Here is a 15,668-nt window from a genome sequence, read left to right as displayed (position 1 = left end):
CAAAGGCCGAGTTGTTGCCTGAGATCCCCTTTCCATTCGCTGTAGGTTTGGTGAAAGGAGGGGCATGTCTGCGATCAAACGTGTGACGAACACGTCCGAGGCCGAGGCCCTCGCGGCGTTGCTCAACGGCGACGCCCGCACGAAGCCGACTGTGGTGGTGACGGTCGCGTCCGGACACACCGACCCGTACGCCGACATGGAGAGGATCGCCGCCGAGATCGGCGACCTGGCCGACCTCTACCTGGTGACGACCGGCGGCCACACCTGGGCCTTCTCGAACAAGATGACGCCGGGCACCCAGGTCTACGGCGGCGCCGGGCGGGTCTACCCGGTCGGCCTCGGCTGGAACATCGACCTGAAGCAGGCGCCGCTGCGGTTCGCGTGGAACAAGTCCGAGGGCCGCAAGCTCACCGGGCAGCTCATCGACGACGCTCTCGACATGGCGGCGGCGGCCGGTCTCTTCGACAGTGCCCGCACCGCCTCGACCCGCGAGCGCCGCGCAGGCACGATCCTCTCGATCATGAGCGAGCGCGCGCTGGTCGACCTCGGCTCCGGCGATCTCGCCTCGATCCCACCCCAGCTCGCCCAGGCCGGGGTGCCGATCGAGCGCGTTCTCGCGCCTGGGATGCACGTCGACGGCGTCCTGGAGAAGAAGTCGCGCTGGCTCGACATCCGGGGGATCCGTCCCACCGCCGAAGAGGCCTTGAAAACGTACGCCGCCGGCGACGTCGTTCCCGCCGAGGTCCGCTCGGTCCTGGCCGGCTCCGCGGACCTGCGTCTACACCCCGACGTCACCGTCGAGCTCTTCCGCTCCGACGTCACCGGAGACCCCGACGACGACCTCCAAGCCCTCCTCACCCCGGGCGAGGTCGTGCTCGCCCGGGTCGTCGCGACCGGGCCCAGGTGGCGGCTCTCGCTCCGCGGGGTCGGCGAGCACGACACGGCCCGCGAGGCCCTGGCCCTGTACGCGGGCGGCCCGCCCTGGCTCGACCCGGATGCTCCGCCGCCTGCACCCGTCGAGCACGTCGAGACCGAGCCCGCACCGCCGGCGACGGTCTCGGAGCCGCTCCCGGAGGACGAGCCTGTCGAGACCTCTCGCGCCTCCCCGCCGAAGCCCGCGATCCCGACCCCCGCGATGATGCCGCGGCGCAAGGGCGAGCCGGTCCGCGCGGTCCCGCCTCCTGAGCCCGAGCCGGTGCCGACACCCGCGCAGGAGGCCACTCCGCCGAAGAAGGCCGCGGTGCAGTCGATGTCGCTGCAGGTCACCGCGATCAAGGCCGAGAAGGCCCGCCTCGAGGCCGAGCTGACCGAGCTCCGCGACCAGGTCTCCGGGCTGCGCAACGAGCGCGTGCAGTTCGCCAAGGACCTGGCGCGCGCCGCGCGTCAGGTCGAGACCCGGGACGCGGAGCTGGCCCGGATGCGCTCCCAGCTGCGCCGCGCCAAGCAGCGGAGCGCCCCGCCCGAGGTGACACCGCCCGTCTTCGCCGACCGCGAGCGCGGCTTCCGTCATCTGGTCGAGGCCGCCTGGGCCCGCCGGATCCCGCTGGGCGAGCAGCCCACCCGCCCGCTGCCCGGCTACGCGATCGGCGAGAGGTTCCTCGACAGCGTCGACACACTCGAAGGCATCGCCGTCGACAAGATCGCCGATGTGGTCATGGAGGTGCTCACCGGCCTCGCGGAGCAGTCGGCGGGCCGCGAGCTGCACCAGCTGCGCACCTCTGTCGGCGGCAACGCCGCGCCACAGTCCCGTGACGACGGCGCGGTCTGCTACCGGGTCTCGATGCAGGTCCACACACCCAGCGCCCGCCGGCTGCACTTCTGGAAGTGCCCCGACGGCACCATCGAGCTCTCCCGGGTCGTCGTCCACGACGACATGGAGCCCTAGCTCAGCCCCAGCACCAGGTCAGCAGGCCGACCAGCGGGTCCGGGATCGACTCGAGCTCGACGGCCTCGCCGAGGATCGTCCCGTAGCGGATCTTGCGTCCCGAGGCGGTGCCGAAGAAGCGGTGCAGCTGGTCGGCGACCTCCTCGCCACGGTGCTCGGGCTGGTTCTGCAGCGTACGGAACTTGCCGCCCTCGCCGTTGGCCTCGAGGATCTCGACGATCCGCGCCGCGCCGATCGCTCTGATCATCTCGTCCTCGAGGTCGCGTCGGCACGCGAAGAAGCCCTGCCCGGAGAGGTCCTCCCCGATCTGCCGTCCCAGGGCGTTGGTGACGAAGTGCTCCTCCGCCTCGTCGTAGAGTCCGCCGACCCGGTGCCCGGCCGCCGTGGTCTCCCGGATGAACCGCCCCGCGTTCCCGGCGCCGCCCATCGAGACGAGCTCGATCCCGAGCTCCTCCAGGTACACCCCGTAGCGCGGCGCCAGCGCCTCCACCAGAGCCTTGTCCGAGTCTCCCTCGACAAGCAGCGTGATCGGTCTCGTCATGCCGCTTGTCGTTCGCTGGCGCTCACTCATGGCGCACACCCTAGAAGAAAGGTAAGCCGCCGCGCCTGTTCCGAATATGGAACAGGTCGTCCTAGGGTTGCATATATGGAACAGGACATCGGTCGGCTGATCGCCGAGTGCATCGAGCACTCGGGGCTCAACTCGCGCCAGGTGGCTTCGCGCGCCGGTGTGTCCGCGTCCACCGTCCATCGGATCCTCAACGGGCAGGTCAGTCCGTCGGTCGCGACGCTCCAGAACATCACCGCCGCAGCGGGCCTCGACCTGACGATGAGCGCCGCGCCGCTGGCCGCACCAGCAGCCGCAGCGGCGGCGCGAGCCATCCTCGACGAGCACTATCCCGCCGAGGTGGCTGCCGACATCGACCTGTGGGCAGACCGCCTCGACGGCTGGACCGACGGCGATCCGGTCCAGATCGTCGAGGAGGCTGGGGGTGCCTCCGGCGTTCTCCACCGTCCGGGTGCCGTCCGACTCAGCGGGGAGGCGACCATCGGCCGGCTCGCCTCTGCCGCCGACACCTCCGGCCAGCGATGGGCGCTCTCCGGTGCGGCCGGCTTGGAGCTCCCCTCCTTCGACGAGGCCGTCCCCCGGATCTCGGTCTTGTGGTGCGAAGACCCGAGCGCGGTCCGTCCCCTTCTCTCCGGCGGATCCCTCCGTCCGGCGTCGGCACCGCACCGCACCACCGTGGTCATCGCCGCCGCCGAACCCGACCTGTTCCTCGGTGCGTTCGAACGTGACCGCGTCACCTACGCAGCTCCGATCCAGATCGCCATCGACGCCATCTCGGTCGGCGGCGACGCCGCGGACCGCGCCCGCGAGGAGATCCGGACATGGTGACGAAGCAGCCCCGTTGGGCCCCGGACCCCGAGACGTACGCCGCCCGTAAGTCGGCCACGAACGACACCTACCGGGAGCTCCCTGACCGCGAGGTCCAGCTGCGTGACACCGGCATCTGGTGGACCGAGGTCGACACCGCCCGGATCCGCCAGAGCGACACCGACCAGGCCTGGCGTCGGTTCCGTGCGAGCCTGCCCGAGCTGATCTGGAACGCCGCGAAGCTCGAGGGCAACAGCTTCACCCTGCCTGAGGTGCGCTCCCTCCTCGACGGAGTCTCCGTCGGTGGCCACCGGACCGCGGAGGAGCTGCAGGTGCTGGCGCTCCGCGAGGCGTACGGTGCGCTCCGCGACCTGGTCGGCTACGGCACCTTCGGAGTCGACAAATCGACGTCCGACCGGCTCAACCGCCTCGTCGCCCGCCACGAGACGCCCGACGCCGGAAGGTTCCGCGGCGAGGGCACTCTGCGCCGTGACGGCAGCGAGCTCCTCCGAGCCCGATACGCGATGCTGCGGCAACACCTTGCCGAGATCGACGACCCGTGGCTCCAGGCACTGATCTACGTCTGTTCCGCCGCCCGAACCCGGTTCTACCCCGGCGGCAACAAGCGCACCGCCCTGCTGATGATGAACGGCATCCTGATCTCGAACGGCTTCGACGCCGTCACCGTCCCCTACGCCCGGCGCCTCGAGCTCGACCACGCCCTCGACACCCTCTTCACCACAGACGACGCCACCGAGCTGATGGCCCTCCTCGTCGACTGCGCCATATCCGAGGGCTGACGGCTCACAGCACGAGATCCGCCCGGTCCCGCGTCGCCCGGACCAGCGCGGCGTTGCGAAGGTCGCTGCTCGCGATCTTCGCCTCCGCCTCCTCGCGCGACCTCCCGCCGGCGAGGAACCGCTCGAGCAACCTGGGCACGAGGACGTCGTCCGGGACATCGACGAACCACACCTCGTCCAGCAGACCACGTACGTCCTTCCACGGCCCTTCCTCCAAGAGCAGATAGTTGCCCTCGGTGATCACGATCGGCTCGTCCTCGATCACGACCCCACCGGGCACAGGTTCGTCCGTGACCCGGCTGAACGTGGGCCACTCGACTCGCCCCACACGCACCCGCCGCAGCGCGGCCACGTATGCCTCCGCGTCGAAGGTGTCCGGCTCTCCTTTGCGCGCTCGCGCCCCCATTGCGTCCAGCTCCGCGTTGCTTCGATGAAACCCGTCCATCGGCGCCACCACCGCGACGTCCCCGGACTCGTTGAGTACGTCCCGCAGCCGCTCCGCCAACGTCGACTTCCCCGCCCCCGGAGGGCCGACGATCCCAAGTACGAACCTGGCGCCCGCCTTCTCCCGGGTCCGTAAAGCCAGGGCAGCGATGACGTCGTCGGACAGGTTCACGACATTCCGCCGGTTCTGGCCGTCACGTGAGGTCAGGCTCCTAGCAATGCCAGCGGAACGACGGCGACACCGTCGCGCCGCCGATACGCCTCGTCTCCGGTGGTCAGCACGACGAGGTCGGCGACTCGCTCGCCGAGCTTCTGCCGAAGCCAGAGCAGGTGGCGTACGTCTCGATCGGAGACCGTAGGCGCGAGCTTCACCTCCAGCCCGACCACCCTCCGATCCTCACCTTCGACGACCAGGTCGATCTCTCGCTCGTTGTTCTTGAGTCGCAGATGGCCGACCGTCGCGCCAGCAGCCTGCGCGTAGACACGCACGCTCTGTGCGGCCAAGGACTCGAAGAGCGCGCCCAGCCACGTCCCGGTGTGTCGGGCGACCCGGTCGCCCTCGCCGTCCAGAAGTCCCTCCCGACCGACACCCACCAGACGGGCGGACAGCGCAGGATCGACCAGATGATGTTTTGGTGTGCTGGTGAGCTTCTTGATGGGGTTGAAAGCGGGTATCCAGGCAGGCAATGGGTCGAGCACGAAGATCCGCTGGAGATGGTCGCGGTAGGCACCGACGGTCACACGGGAGGGCTTGTCACTCTCACCTGCAGTCGCGGCGTCCAAGATCACTGAATAGGTCGCGTCGGTTGACGTAGCGGCCGCGTAGGACCGAAGCCACGCCATCATCGTGTTCGGCCGTCGAATCGTCACGCCGTTGTCGGGCAACTCACGGTCGACAATCCTTTGGAGGTAGCTGTCCAGCTCCAGGTTCAGCGCGCGTTGCGGTGTCTGCCGTAGGCCCGGAAATCCGGAGCGAAGGATCTCGTCGACGTAGTCGGCCAGAGTGACCGGGGAGGAGCCCGAGATCTTGCCGGCTTTACCTTGAAGGACGCGGGCGAGCGACACCGTCGGCTCGACCAGGCCACGCTCGCTCAACGCCAAAGGCCGCATGTGGAAGCTCACGATCCGCCCGGCACCCGAGTGGATTCGCGCATCCGCAGGCACCCCGGCGGAACCGGCGAGGATGAAGCGCCCACCTTGCCGATCGTCATCCACCGCCATCTTGACGCGGTCCCAGACCTCCGGCTCGAGCTGCCACTCGTCGATGAGCACCGGCGGCGGAGCTGACGACACTCTGTCCATGTCGGCGACAAGCAGCTCTCGTTGCCCGCGTATCGCCACGGAGATGACCGTGGTGGCGCGCTGAGTCGCTGTCGCCGTCTTCCCCACCCCTTTGGCCCCCTCCAAGGCGACTGCGGGAAGATGCGGAAACACCTCGTCAAGCAGTTCGTCGAGCACCCTCCGGCGGTACGCCACAACGACTCCTCCACTCAACTGTACAGACAGACTCCTTTCTACTGTACATCTCGACCGCTTCCTACTGGACGCTTCGACCCGCCTTCACTGTGCAGGTGGACCACCTTTCTCCCGGACGCAAAGTCACGCCCCAGCAACCTCGAGCTCCACCACAGCCCAGGACAGCGGCGGCAGGGTCAGCCGTACGGTGTCCTCCTGGACACCAACGCCGTTCAGGGGCACCAGCCCGACCCGCTCGGGGGCCGACTCGACGTTGGACGTGTGCCGGTCGCCGCCCTCAGGGATGGTGAGCACCTCGGCGCTCCGCACGGCTGTCACCCCGAGACCGCGCAGGTCGACGGTCACCTCGGAAGCCTCGTCGAGACCCCGGTTGGCGACGAAGAGCGCCACCCGGCCGTCCGCCTCCGACCAGGTCGCGGCAGCGTCGATCACGTCGACGTCGCCGAACTTCTCGGTGGCGATCTGGTCGGCCGAGACGGCCAGCCGGAGGATCTGTCCGCGAGCCAACGAAGCCATCCGGGCGAACGGCCAGAAGATGGTCTGCCGCCAGGCGGGTCCGCGCTCCTCCGAGCGGATCGGCGCGATCACGTTGACCAGCTGCGCCTGGTTCGCGATCCGGACGCGGTCGCCGTGGCGCAGCAGGCTGTTGAGCAGCGAGCCGACGACGACGGCGTCGGTGACCGAGTACTCGTCCTCGATCAGCCGCGGGTGCTCGCGCCACTCCTTCTTCACATGGTGCATCTGGTCCTCGGAGTCGAGGCCCTCGGCGTACCAGACGTTCCACTCGTCGAAGGAGATGTCGACCTGCTTGGTGTGCTTGCCGGCGGCCTTCACCGCGTCGATCGTCGCCACGACACCGTCGATGAACGCGTCCATCCCGACGGCCTCGGCGAGGAACGAGGCGGCGTCCTCGGAGCGCTCCTGGTAGTACTCGTGCATCGAGATGTAGTCGATCTCGTCGTACGTGTGGGTCAGGACGGTGTGCTCCCAGGACCCGAAGGTCTCCATGTAGCGGTTCGAGGAGCCCACCGCGACCAGCTCGATCGAGTCGTCGACGAGCTTCATCGCCTTGGCCGTCTCCTGGGCGAGCCGGCCGTACTCGTGGGCCGTCTTGTGGCCGATCTGCCAGGGCCCGTCGAGCTCGTTGCCCAAGCACCACAGCTTGATGTCGAAGGGGTCCTCGGCTCCGTTCTTCCGTCGAAGATCCGACCAGTACGTCCCGCCGGGGTGGTTCGCGTACTCGACCAGCGCCCGCGCCTCCTCGACCCCCCGCGTACCGAGGTTGATCGCCTCCATCACCTCGACGTCGGCCTCACGGGCCCAGCCCATGAACTCGTGGAGCCCGAACGCGTTGGTCTCGATCGTGTGCCAGGCGCCGTCGATGCGGCGGGGCCGGTCCCCCACCGGGCCGATGCCGTCCTCCCAGCGATAGCCGGAGACGAAGTTGCCGCCGGGGTAGCGGACGACCGTCGGGCCCATCTCTCGGACGAGCTCGAGCACATCGCGCCGGTAGCCTCGCTCGTCGGCCATCGGGTGGCCAGGTTCGTAGATGCCGGTGTAGACGCATCTGCCCATGTGCTCGACGAACGACCCGAAGAGTCGTCGGGGGACGTCGGCGATGGTGAAGTCGCGGTCGATGGTGATACGTGCGCGGGTCATGGAGCTCCTTGTTGTGTGACTCGTGCGGCTACCGGCCACCAAAGCCGGTGGTGGCGATGCCCTTGACGATCTGGCGCTGGAAGAAGAGGAAGACGACGATCAGCGGTGTCGCGGCGAGCACCGCCTGGGCCATCGTCTGGGCGTACTGGATCCCGTGGGCGTCGATGACGGTCTGCAGCCCGGTCGGCAGGGTCATCAGGTTGGTGTCGTTGATGACGAGGAACGGCCACAGGAAGTTGTTCCAGGCGCCGATGAACACGAAGATCGCGACCGCCGCCATGACCGGGCGCGAGAGCGGCAGCACGATCGACCAGAACACTCGCAGCCGGCCGGCGCCGTCGACGCGGGCGGCGTCCTCGAGCTCGAGCGGCACGCCGTCGAAGAACTGCTTGAGGATGAACACCATCGCCGGCGCGACGATCTGGGGAAGCATCAGCCCCCACGGGGTGTCGACCATGTTGAAGGCGAGCATCTCGTAGAACAACGGGATGATCAGGACCTGCGGCGGGATGATGATCGCGGCCACGATGACGGCGAACAGCCAGCGCCGGCCGGTGAAGCGCATCCGCGAGAAGGCGTACGCGGCCAATGCCGAGATCGCCACGGTCAGCAGGGTGATCACCAACGAGGTCCACAGGCTGTTGAACGCCCAGATCCAGACGTTGCCGTTCGACAGCATGGCGCCGAACGCGTCAGTTGTCGGTCCTTCGCTGCCGATCCAGGTCCTGTCGGAGGCCGCGTCGGCCTCGGTCTTGAACGCGGTGGCGATCGCCCACAGGAACGGCATCAACCAGCCGATCGCCATCAGTGCGAGGACCGCGAACGCGACGACGCGTCCGATCCCGAAGCGCTTCTCGCCCGGTCTCATGACAGGCTCCTTCTACGGTTCATGGCGGTCATCTGGAAGACGCCGACGATGATGATCAGTGCGAAGAAGACGTACGAGATGGCCGCCGAGTAGCCGAACCGGTACCCGACGAAGCCGGACTCGAAGATGTACTGCACGATCGGCCGGGTCGTGTCCGTCGAGAGACCGATGAGCATCTGGTACGCCTGGTCGAACAGCTTCAGCGACGCCAGGATCTGCAGCATCACGATGAGCACTGTCGCCGGCACGAGCTGAGGCAGCGTGATCGACCAGAGCTGACGCCACGGTCCAGCGCCGTCGAGCGCGGCGGCCTCGTAGTGCTGGTCGGGGATGTTCTGCAGCGCGGCCAGGTAGAGCAGGAAGTTGAACCCGACCGTCCACCACACGGTGGCGATGACGATCGCGTAGAGGTTCACGTCCGGGTCCTGGAGCCACGCGATCGGCCCGATGCCGATCTTGCCGAGCACCGCGTTGGCCGCGCCGATGTCGGGGTTGAAGATCCACACCCAGATCTGCGAGATCACCGTGGAGGCGAGCAGGAACGGCATGAAGAACGCCAGCCGCCACAGCCACTGCCCCGGCAGGCCCCGATGGACGAGGAGCGCCATCACCAGCGCGATGAGCACCAGCGGGATGGTCGAGACGACGGTGAACAGCACGGTCGTACCCAGCGCCCGCCACATCGTCGAGTCGGTGAGCGCCTCGCGGTAGTTGTCGAACCCGACCCACGAGCCCCCTGCGCCCGTGAGCGACTGGTTCGTGAAGCTGAGGTAGAGGCCGTGCGCGAGCGGCCACACCAGGAAGAGGACGAACGCGATCAGGAACGGCGCCAGGAACGCCCAGCTCACCAGCTGCTCGCGGTTGCGCCCCGCGGGCGCCGTCGCCGGCTTCGTCCGGGTGGTCGCTCTGGTGATCGGCGTGTCAACGGTGGCGGTCATGGCTTCCACGTCCCATCGGGATCGACCGGGTTCGTCGTCTTCAGCAGCCGGTTCACCCTGGCCCGGAAGGCGTCGACGGCGCCGGCCGCGTCCTTCCCGGTCATCAGCGCCGGCTGGACCGCGGCCCCGAACTCCGACTGGAAGTTGGAGCCCGACCCGGTGAACCAGGCCTCGGGCTCGTAGCTGACCTGCTGGGCGACCTCTGCGTAGTGCGACTGCGGCGTCAGCTTCGCGTAGTCGGGGCTCTCGGTCACCGGGAGATAGGCGGGGATGTGGCCGGCGGTGGCCCAGTCGTAGGAGCCCTTGAGCAGGTCGGCCACGAACTGGTAGGTCAGGTCGCGCCGACGCTCATCAGGCTCGTTCTGGTGAGGAAGGACGAAGGCGTGCGAGTCGGCGAAGGTCGACGGGGTGCCGTAGAGCGTCGGGATCGCGGACATGTCGAAGCTCATGCCGGTCTCGACCATCGTGCGCAGCTCCCACACGCCGGTGAGCAGCATCGCGCTCCGCCCGGTCGCGAACTCGGCGATCGCGCTGGCGTAGTCGCTGCGCTGGGCGGCGAGCTTGCCGTCGAGCAGCCGCTGCATCAGCTCCAGCGACTCGATGGCGATGGCGTCGTCGATCTCGGCCTCGCCACCCTCGGGGAACGTCATCGCCGCGCCGTGCTGCGTGTAGAAGGTGTAGAAGAGGCGGAACATCTGCGCACCGTCACCCAGATAGCCGTACGACAACGGGTGACCGCCCTTCGTCTGGCCGCCCAGCTGCCCGAGCAGGTCGACGAACTCCTCGGGCAAGGTCGTGGCGCGCAGCTTGCCGTCGCTCTCCAGGACGCCGGCCTTGTCGCAGATGTCGGTGTTGAACATCATCACCGTGGGGTGGGCGTCGAGAGCGACCGCGAACAGCTCCTCGCCCATCATGCCCTTCTTCCAGATCTCCTCGGGGAAGGTGTCCTCGCTGACCCCGAGCTCGGCGAGACGGTCGATGTCCCAGGTGTCGAGCAGTCCGCCCGGTGCGTACCCAGGGACTCGAGACGCGTGCATGATCGCCACGTCGGGCGGACGCCCGCCGGTCGCCGCCATCGCGAGCTTCGTGTAGTAGGGCTCACCCCAGACCAGGGTGGTCGTCTTGACGTCGTACGCAGCGCCGGAACCGGTCACCTTGGCGAGCATGTCGGCCATGGTGCCGCCGTCGCCGCCGCTGAGCAGGGTCCAGAACTGGAGCGTGTCGGGGTTGGCGACTGCGGCCGTGCCGCAGGCCGAGAGCCCGCCCGACAGCGCCGCTGTGCCACCGATCGCGGCTGCTCCGGTGAGCAGCCCGCGTCTGGAAAGCATCGTGGGGGATCGACCTGCCATCGCGTCTCCTTGTCTCAGATCTCGGGTCGACGTCGTCGGTCGAGACCAACAGAGTCGTCGGTAGTCATGTTCGGCTCCGTCGGTCGAGCCGCCGGAGCCGCTAGGCGAAGGCGTGTCGAGACCAACACAGTCGTCTTCGGTGTGACGTGGATTACACCGCACACTTTTACATCGATGTAATGAGCCTGACAAGAGGCTTCCCACCAAGATTTACTCTCCGTGCTGCCGCTCGGACCGCTACCGCGTCGTACTCCCCCGGATCACGAGCTCGTGAGGGATCGCGACCGCGCGAGGCGGAGTCGCCCGGTCCTCGATCCGGGTCATCAGCAGGTCGACCGCAGCCTCGGCGAACGCACGACGGTCCAGGGCGACGGTGGTCAGCGACGGGTTCATGAAGCGGGCGTGCTCGACGTCGTCGAACCCACTGATCAGGACATCGCCGGGCACCGACAGCCCGTGCTCCTGGAGCACGTGCATCGCGCCGAAGGCGATCGAGTCGGTGAACGCCATGATCGCGTCGAAGCCGGTATCCCGGCCCAGCAGCTCCTCGGCCGCCTCCGCGCCACCCACCATCGACCACTCCTCGACGTACACCTCCAGCGCCGGGTCCGGCGCGATCCCGTGGTCGCGCAGCGCGCGGTTATACCCGTCGAGCCGCTGGATGCTGGTCGCCGTCGCGTCCGCGGCCCCCGTCTCCCCACCCACGGCCGCCACGCGCTTCGCGCCCCGCTCGAGCAGGTGAGCCGTCACCTCGTACCCGGCCTGCCGGCTGTCGATCAGCACCCGATCGACCTTGTGCTGCTCGACCTCCCCGATGAGCACCACCGGAGGCAGCTGGTCATCGTGGACGATGATGCTGTCCTTGAGGCGGATCGGATTGAGGATCAACCCGTCGATCTGATGCTCGCGGGCCCGGGAGACGAGGTCATACTCCCGCTGCGGCTCCGCCGCCGTCTCCTCGATCAGCACCACCATCCCCCGCTCGTGCGCCACCTGCACCACCCGGTGCACCATGTCCGCCGAGAACGCCGTCGCCAGATCCGGCAGCGCCAGCGCGATCACCCCGGTCCTCCCGTTGCGCAGGCTCCGGGCGCTCAGGTTCGGTACGAACCGCAGCTCCTCCACCGCCGCCAGCACCTTCTCGCGGGTGTCGGGACGTACGAACACCGTCCCGGTCATCACGTTCGACACCGTCTTCGGCGACACCCCCGCAAGCGCCGCAACATCCTTCACCGTCGCCCGGCGCGGCCCCCTGGTCATGAGGTCAGCGTATGGGACTGCTGTGCCGATGGCGTGACCAGCGAGAAAGGGCGAAGCCTCGTGACGCCAGCGTTCAATCGTCAGATCATTCCGAACCTGCCGATTGACCGGTCCCCCCGCGCACGGTGAAGTCCTGTGCCAAGCTTGATCCATCACCTCTAACTACACATCGATCGGCGGCGAGCATGGTCGACATTCCGGATGTCTCGGCGTGGCTCCTCATGGCAGTCGGCGATGACCGACAGCACGGCGGCAACTCGGGGTACGACGACCAAGCAGACGTCTACTACACGTGGGACAGCACCGTTCCGAACCACGCCAGAATCAAGGTCGGCGACCCGGTCGCACTCTGGGACAAGCATCGTCTTCTCGGCCTCTCGGTGATCGAGACCATCGAGACCGAGGTCAAAGACAAGTTACGTTACAAGTGCCCGAACTGTGGGAAGTCCGGGATCAAGGCACGGAAGACGAAGAGCCCGCTCTACAAGTGTTCCCAGTGCGCTCACGAGTTCGACCTCCCTACGTCGGAGAAGATCACCGTCACGGAGTATCGATCCCGCCACGACGCAGCATGGACCCCGCTCGAAAACGTGCTACCGCGCGAGCAACTCCGGAAACTCTGCGCCTCCCCTGACAGTCAGCTCAGCATGCGAGAGCTTCGCTGGGACGCTTTTCAGGACGCGCTCAGGGCCCGCGGGGCCGAGCGCGCCATCGACCGAGTCGCACATCGGACCCCTGACCTGTTCTTTCCCCAAGGTCACCTATTGGAGATCGTTCGGGTTCGCAGGGGGCAGCGGAAGTTTCGCGAGCATCTCCTCAACTCGATGGGCGAAGTCTGCGCCTTCACCGGAGACGCACCCGGCAAGGTGCTCGAGGCGGGACATCTGTACAGCTACGCCGACCTTGGTGTTCACCACGAACACGGCGGCCTCATGCTCCGACGGGACGTCCATCGTCTCTTCGATGACGGCTCACTCGCGGTCGACCCGAGCAGCCTCAACATCGACGTCTCGGACCAGCTGGAGGCATATCCCCAGTACGCCGCCCTCCACGACCGGCAGCTGCGCGTCCAGCTCCACAGCCAGCAGGTCGAGTGGCTCGCGCGGCATTGGGCTGAGCATCGGGCCAGTTGAGCCGCACGACGGATCCATGCCGCACAACTTGCTCTGCCGAACCAGCCGCCGAGGATGTGGCCGTCGTTCTTCTCCTTGCTCAGACGTCCTCGATCGCAGACATTGGCCATCTCGAGCTCCGGATCGCGATCGTGACCTGATCGAGCGGACCCACCACCACCGGCGACGCCAATACCAGACTCGGCGGATCGACCTCGGTCGACTACACCACCATGACCCAACCGTCATCCAGGCGGCCCCTAACCCCTGTCACAGATCGGGCAACACTCTCACATCACAACCTCCCGGGCGGCCACAAAATCCCCTACAATTGAACATGTGTTCGACAGGAAGTCTGGATCTAGGCCCTTCGGCGATCGCGGTGACAATGATTGCGAAGCGCAACCCAAGAATGCCCTCAATGTCGCTCCGAGCGCTAGGGTTTGACACTCAGGCGAGCCGGTTCGCGAGAGCGGGTCTTGTTGCGCCGCCTCTGTCGTGTTCTGCTCAGGAGTCATTGCCATACAACATGGCGACGTGATCTCCTGGTGCTCGAAGCGGGAAAGAACAAGGAGACAATTGTGGCGGCTGGCGGGTACGGGGTTCCATTGCGGAAGTCGGACCGTCTGCAACTTCCTCTGAACGATGACCACTGCACGATCGAGACCTTCGGTGACTGGCTCGCTCGTCATGATGGCGAACGTCTAGCAGTCGATTTGTTCACCGGTGCCGGCGGACTGAGTCTCGGTATCCAGGACGCCGGTTGGACGATCGCCGCGGGAGTGGACTTCGACGAACGCGCGGTCGAGACCCATGCCAGCAACTTTCCGGGCCTAAGCCTGAGACTCGACCTCGCTGAGGTTGAGGTACGGGATCACCTTGTGCAGGTCCTCTCGGACGCCAAGATAGATCTGATCGCCGGCGGTCCTCCCTGCCAGCCCTTCAGCCGGGCGGGTCGCAACAAAATCAGGGATCTCGTCTTGAACCACGGTCGCGACCCTGATGACCTCCGCAAGGAGCTCTGGCGGGCCTACCTCGACATCGTGACGAGGGTGCGCCCCCGTGCCGTGCTGATGGAGAACGTGCCGGACATGGGGCTTGCCGATGACTTCGCGGTCATCAGGATCTTGCAGGACAAGCTGGAGAAGATGGGCTACGCCACCGAGGTCAGGCTCGCAAGCGCCTCCGACTTCGGTGTCCCTCAGCACCGCAAGCGCCTGATCCTGCTGGCCCGCAATGACATAGACTTCTTCGATTGGCCCGATGAGAAGTGTCCGCAGCCGACGCTCCGAGACGCGATCGCGGATCTCCCGGGATTCAACTTCGGCCCGAGGGAACTGATCGGCGACCGTGAGTTGACCTACGACGAGTCACAGGATCTGTCGGAGCTCGCGCAGGAGATGCGTGATGGCGCCGAGCCCGGCGTCGTTCACGACCATATGACCCGAGCGGTCAGGGAGGACGACTACGCGACCTTCAACCGCATGACCTCCACAACGCTCTACAGCGACCTCGACGAGAGCGAGCGTCGCTATCGGGCCGACAGCTTCACCGATAAATACAAGCGCCTTGGATATGGCGACTTGAGCCGAACCATCACCGCGCATATCGCAAAGGACGGCTACTGGTACATCCACCCCGAGGAGCCACGGACCCTCACAGTACGTGAGGCAGCCCGGGTCCAGACCTTCCCCGACCGCTTCCGGTTCGCCGGCACACGAAGCGACGCATTCCGTCAGATCGGCAATGCCGTTCCGCCTCAACTTGGCCGTGCGGCGGCGAGCGCCCTCAAGCCCCTCGAGTCGGATGACGTCCCCGGAGTCGAACCCCTGTGGGTCCAAGTCAGGGAGGAGCTCGCCGAATGGGCGAGGGCTAATAGGGATGGCGAGAAGTGGTACAGCTACCCCGCACCAGAGATGGGCCCGGTGCAAGCGGCCGTCGTCGCACTGCTCGCAGGCACCCGGGAGTTGGACCTGGCTAGCATCGCGGAGTTCGTGAGGGGTTGGAAGAGGATCACCCCCGGCCGGTACCTCGACCTCCTCCACAAGGCACCGACCCGGTCCGCGTACAAGCGGCTGGGCCGTTTGACGCAGGCCATCGACGTCCCCGGCATCTGGAACGTGAAGCGGCGAGCCGAGTTGGCGCGCCTTCTTGAACTCGCGCCGGCGCAGGAGGCTGTGTTCACGATGTTGCTCGGCCAAGACGACCTGCTCGTGCTGAACCAGGCGACCCTGCGGGTCGCTGCCCGAGTCGCTGGAAGCGAGTCGGATCGAACCAACCGCCAGACCACGGGCCGCGTAGACCTGTCGAGGCTGGTGGGAGCGGAAGAGGACGCTTCGCTGCGCCTCGCCGCGGTTCAGGTCATCGGCCGGACGCTGTGCACCGCAGAGGATCCGAACTGCGCAGAGTGTCCCCTGGCAAACGTGTGCCGAGAACCACAGGACGGCACTGATCTTCGCCGCGAGGCCGCGGACGGCACACTTCTGTCCGTCTTGTAGGAGA

13 protein-coding genes are annotated in these 15,668 nt (G+C 67.1%); 5 read left to right on the top strand and 8 right to left on the bottom strand.

Annotation, left to right across the window (positions count from 1 at the left end):
- The first annotated feature begins 64 nt into the window (after positions 1 to 64).
- The gene (locus BJ988_RS28535) at positions 65 to 1,885 is read left to right on the top strand and encodes a hypothetical protein (protein ID WP_179661169.1); all 1,821 of its coding nucleotides are present in this window, start codon (positions 65 to 67) and stop codon (positions 1,883 to 1,885) included.
- Position 1,886: 1 nt separating this feature from the next.
- On the opposite strand, the gene BJ988_RS28530 is transcribed toward BJ988_RS28535, so the two are convergent.
- Entirely contained in the window at positions 1,887 to 2,456 is a 570-nt protein-coding gene (locus BJ988_RS28530) for a TOPRIM nucleotidyl transferase/hydrolase domain-containing protein (RefSeq protein WP_246321599.1), read from the bottom strand.
- A 75-nt stretch (positions 2,457 to 2,531) separates the two neighbouring features.
- On the opposite strand from BJ988_RS28530, the gene BJ988_RS28525 reads away from it, so the two are divergent.
- Together BJ988_RS28525 and BJ988_RS28520 are read left to right on the top strand one after the other, a co-directional pair.
- Positions 2,532 to 3,281 carry a helix-turn-helix domain-containing protein gene (locus BJ988_RS28525; protein WP_179661168.1) on the top strand — a complete coding sequence of 250 codons (750 nt, stop codon included), beginning with the start codon at positions 2,532 to 2,534 and terminating at the stop codon, positions 3,279 to 3,281.
- Entirely contained in the window at positions 3,275 to 4,060 is a 786-nt protein-coding gene (locus tag BJ988_RS28520; protein WP_218861170.1) for a Fic family protein, read from the top strand. The genes BJ988_RS28525 and BJ988_RS28520 overlap by 7 nt, the downstream gene beginning before the upstream one ends.
- A 4-nt stretch (positions 4,061 to 4,064) precedes the next feature.
- Here the strand turns inward: BJ988_RS28520 and BJ988_RS28515 are convergent, their stop codons facing one another.
- The 7 genes from BJ988_RS28515 to BJ988_RS28485 form a co-directional block, all read right to left on the bottom strand.
- Positions 4,065 to 4,676, bottom strand: coding sequence for a nucleoside/nucleotide kinase family protein (locus tag BJ988_RS28515; RefSeq protein WP_179661167.1), 612 nt, complete (start codon positions 4,674 to 4,676; stop codon positions 4,065 to 4,067).
- 32 nt (positions 4,677 to 4,708) lie between these two features.
- The gene (locus tag BJ988_RS28510) at positions 4,709 to 5,938 is read right to left on the bottom strand and encodes an ATP-binding protein (RefSeq protein WP_343051848.1); all 1,230 of its coding nucleotides are present in this window, start codon (positions 5,936 to 5,938) and stop codon (positions 4,709 to 4,711) included.
- A 165-nt stretch (positions 5,939 to 6,103) separates the two neighbouring features.
- Positions 6,104 to 7,639 carry an arabinosylfuranosidase ArfA gene (gene arfA / locus BJ988_RS28505; RefSeq protein WP_179661165.1) on the bottom strand — a complete coding sequence of 512 codons (1,536 nt, stop codon included), beginning with the start codon at positions 7,637 to 7,639 and terminating at the stop codon, positions 6,104 to 6,106.
- 28 nt (positions 7,640 to 7,667) lie between these two features.
- A complete protein-coding gene (locus tag BJ988_RS28500; RefSeq protein WP_179661164.1) occupies positions 7,668 to 8,507 on the bottom strand; it encodes a carbohydrate ABC transporter permease in 840 nt (279 codons plus the stop codon).
- Positions 8,504 to 9,445, bottom strand: a complete 942-nt coding sequence (locus BJ988_RS28495) for a carbohydrate ABC transporter permease (RefSeq protein WP_179661163.1) — start codon at positions 9,443 to 9,445, stop codon at positions 8,504 to 8,506. Before BJ988_RS28495 ends, BJ988_RS28500 begins: the two co-directional genes overlap by 4 nt.
- Positions 9,442 to 10,794 (bottom strand): extracellular solute-binding protein, encoded by a 1,353-nt coding sequence (locus BJ988_RS28490; protein ID WP_179661162.1) that lies wholly within the window; start codon positions 10,792 to 10,794, stop codon positions 9,442 to 9,444. The genes BJ988_RS28495 and BJ988_RS28490 overlap by 4 nt, the downstream gene beginning before the upstream one ends.
- A gap of 237 nt (positions 10,795 to 11,031) precedes the next feature.
- Positions 11,032 to 12,054, bottom strand: a complete 1,023-nt coding sequence (locus tag BJ988_RS28485) for a LacI family DNA-binding transcriptional regulator (RefSeq protein WP_179661161.1) — start codon at positions 12,052 to 12,054, stop codon at positions 11,032 to 11,034.
- Positions 12,055 to 12,239: 185 nt separating this feature from the next.
- Between BJ988_RS28485 and BJ988_RS28480 the strand changes: the two genes are divergently transcribed.
- Both BJ988_RS28480 and BJ988_RS28475 read left to right on the top strand, forming a co-directional pair.
- Entirely contained in the window at positions 12,240 to 13,187 is a 948-nt protein-coding gene (locus BJ988_RS28480) for an HNH endonuclease (RefSeq protein ID WP_179661160.1), read from the top strand.
- Positions 13,188 to 13,714: 527 nt separating this feature from the next.
- Positions 13,715 to 15,664: a DNA (cytosine-5-)-methyltransferase gene (locus BJ988_RS28475; RefSeq protein ID WP_218861168.1), complete on the top strand. Its 1,950-nt coding sequence runs from the start codon at positions 13,715 to 13,717 to the stop codon at positions 15,662 to 15,664.
- Positions 15,665 to 15,668: the final 4 nt, after the last annotated feature.

This window comes from Nocardioides panzhihuensis, assembly GCF_013408335.1.
Lineage (GTDB): Bacteria > Actinomycetota > Actinomycetes > Propionibacteriales > Nocardioidaceae > Nocardioides > Nocardioides panzhihuensis.
The sequence above is the reverse complement of the archived record's forward strand: the minus strand, read 5'-3'. Positions and strand labels throughout refer to the sequence as shown.

Coding starts and splice junctions, on each gene's coding strand:
- BJ988_RS28530 (WP_246321599.1), bottom strand. CDS start 2,456: ATGAGTGAGCGCCAGCGAACGACAAGCGGCATGACGAGACCGATCACG.
- arfA (WP_179661165.1), bottom strand. CDS start 7,639: ATGACCCGCGCACGTATCACCATCGACCGCGACTTCACCATCGCCGAC.
- BJ988_RS28490 (WP_179661162.1), bottom strand. CDS start 10,794: ATGGCAGGTCGATCCCCCACGATGCTTTCCAGACGCGGGCTGCTCACC.
- BJ988_RS28525 (WP_179661168.1), top strand. CDS start 2,532: ATGGAACAGGACATCGGTCGGCTGATCGCCGAGTGCATCGAGCACTCG.
- BJ988_RS28485 (WP_179661161.1), bottom strand. CDS start 12,054: ATGACCAGGGGGCCGCGCCGGGCGACGGTGAAGGATGTTGCGGCGCTT.
- BJ988_RS28495 (WP_179661163.1), bottom strand. CDS start 9,445: ATGACCGCCACCGTTGACACGCCGATCACCAGAGCGACCACCCGGACG.
- BJ988_RS28535 (WP_179661169.1), top strand. CDS start 65: ATGTCTGCGATCAAACGTGTGACGAACACGTCCGAGGCCGAGGCCCTC.
- BJ988_RS28500 (WP_179661164.1), bottom strand. CDS start 8,507: ATGAGACCGGGCGAGAAGCGCTTCGGGATCGGACGCGTCGTCGCGTTC.
- BJ988_RS28520 (WP_218861170.1), top strand. CDS start 3,275: ATGGTGACGAAGCAGCCCCGTTGGGCCCCGGACCCCGAGACGTACGCC.
- BJ988_RS28480 (WP_179661160.1), top strand. CDS start 12,240: ATGGTCGACATTCCGGATGTCTCGGCGTGGCTCCTCATGGCAGTCGGC.